The sequence below is a fragment of the Endozoicomonas sp. genome (assembly GCF_051008435.1).
Classification (GTDB): Bacteria; Pseudomonadota; Gammaproteobacteria; order Pseudomonadales; family Endozoicomonadaceae; genus Endozoicomonas_A.
The window spans coordinates 1-2,142 of sequence record NZ_JBPCXO010000310.1 but is presented as its reverse complement, the minus strand read 5'-3'; the positions used below and the strand labels follow the sequence as shown (position 1 = coordinate 2,142).

General features: G+C 47.7%; 3 protein-coding genes. 2 read left to right on the top strand and 1 reads right to left on the bottom strand.

Going from position 1 to position 2,142, the window contains the following annotated elements; genetic code table 11:
• The coding region (locus ACR2PX_RS15690) for a hypothetical protein (RefSeq protein WP_434000295.1) at positions 1 to 183 on the top strand (183 nt) is incomplete at its 5' end.
• A 362-nt stretch (positions 184 to 545) separates the two neighbouring features.
• On the opposite strand, the gene ACR2PX_RS15685 is transcribed toward ACR2PX_RS15690, so the two are convergent.
• Complete coding sequence (locus ACR2PX_RS15685) at positions 546 to 1,367, bottom strand: hypothetical protein (RefSeq protein ID WP_434000294.1); 822 nt, start codon at positions 1,365 to 1,367, stop codon at positions 546 to 548.
• A gap of 155 nt (positions 1,368 to 1,522) precedes the next feature.
• Between ACR2PX_RS15685 and ACR2PX_RS15680 the strand changes: the two genes are divergently transcribed.
• A complete protein-coding gene (locus ACR2PX_RS15680; protein ID WP_434000293.1) occupies positions 1,523 to 2,041 on the top strand; it encodes a hypothetical protein in 519 nt (172 codons plus the stop codon).
• Positions 2,042 to 2,142: the final 101 nt, after the last annotated feature.

The window sequence follows — 2,142 nt, the reverse complement described above, 5'->3', positions numbered from 1 at the left end:
CTGTTAGCGCTATCCCGGATCGCCAATAAGAAGATGACACTCACGCTTCCCGACCTGCGACAGTATTCAGTGATCTTTGATCGTTCAGGTTCACCCATTGAAGCTCGACAGATTATGCCTCATGCCTATCCAGATGACGACTATCATTACAGCCTGATTGTCAGACTACTGACTGTTGAATGATCAGTTCTTTTTGCCCGAATACAGAGGCTCCTCAATTTGCTGTTTCAACCCCCGAGCAATTAATCGAACATGGCAATAAAAGGCTATGCCGCAAAAGGTCAGGCTGACTAGCCAAAAGTAAATACCTGCGGGCAATTCCCAAGTAAGATATGAGGTGGATATAACTGCTGAGAGGGCTATAACGGGTAATGACCATTTTTTTCCTCTGACCGCTTTCACAGTTAGAAAAAGGGGAGGTATTGGAATACTCAAAGATATTGCAAATTCGGTCATTGGTTTGAGTTCCAGTAAATCAAGAATGGGAGCTAGACTCAATGTCATAGCTATACATAGAAAAACATATGAAAAACTTCCCAACATGCTTAATTCACCCCTCTGACCAAGTAAATCGTTGTATTACGAACATGGCCATCCAGGGCACTGGAAAGGAAAGACAGGCTGGCGGCAATGGAATCACGCAATGTCAGTACAGCGCCAGCAGACAACACCTGAGGACTCATTCGTCTGGGTAGAGTGCTGGAGCGCAGTAGTGCCTTGATTTCCTTATGGGTAGCATTGGGGCGATTGGCTTTATGGATTTCACGAGTCAGCCGTAACCTTTCCTGCCGGTTTAAAACACTTTTTCTGGCTGATCTCAAGCTAATACCTGCCTTCCCCAGAATGCCCATAACCCGAATCGTAGCAATGGCTGAAGCGCCAACACCAACCAGAGAGACACCATCCAATACTTTCATGGTGGTTTGATAAGCAGGTGAGTTATCCCAGACTGAGTTTTTATTCGGGTTCTTGTATTCGTTTACCGTTCGCAGCACTGAATTAACACAACTTCCAGCTGTTGCCGCCGTGGCCGCATAGCCAATCGAGGTTAATGCCAGGCTGCTACCACCGGTAAAAGGAGAAGTAGCCGCTGATCCAAAAGTGACCAGTGAGGCGATAACTGCTGCTGAACAATTGATGACAGCGAGGCCAGCTTCTTTGGAGACTTTTGCCATATCAACGGGTGGTTTGGCGGTGACATCAATGACTAGGTAATCGCCCGCTGCCTGACACATCTCCGAGGCTGGTTTGCGCAGAATTTCAGGGAAGTCGTCCCGGTTCAGCACCACGCCGATGCCGGTCAGGGCTCCAATATTGTCAATTTTGTGCAGAATCTGGTTTTTTGTTGTGTTAGGTAAGGTGTTCATTTTTATACATCCATTGACGACTAAATAGGGCTTCTTGCCTCTTTGATAAAAAATCTTGCACCGGAAAAACAAGGAATTATCTAGCCAGCAGCATACTGATTAGATGATCAGATTTCTACAGGCAGTAAGCTATATCATGAACAGAGGAGCTACGGATGGCCATCAATAACAACGATGTAAAACTCTTCGAAAGCCAGCGTCTCAGTGATGAGGAAGACGGCGGTGGTCGAGCCACTGGTAATGTGGTGATCGACGGCAATGTCAATAACCTGTTCCAGGACATCTCCCGGATTGACCGGACCATCGGAGATGTGGCTCTGCGAAAAGCCTACATTGGCATCAGCACCGATAACCATGATGCTTATCTGGGCAGTCATATCATCCTCACCGACGCACCGGATGACGACAATGTCAGTGTGCTGCTGTTCAATACGGACAGCCAGGTCGATGAACGCAATGCTGCCCGGGATCGAATCGAAGCCTATGTGGTGCCCGGCACCTCAGCCAGCTTCGAACTGCTGGGTGATCAGTTGGTGGGGCAACGCAGCATTGTGGGCATTCAGCGAGAAGAGAAGACCCTGCCAGAGATTGGTGAAGTTTATCGTCTGCATAACAGTGATACGGGTAAGGAACAGTATGTCCGGATTACCCTTAAGTCCCGCTTAACGATCTGAAGAAGTAAGACAGAATGAACTGAAAGGAGCGCCCTCTGTGCTGTTCAGGCAAAATACCTGTATTAATAACAATGCACTTGCAAGGTGCTACACAGGGACGC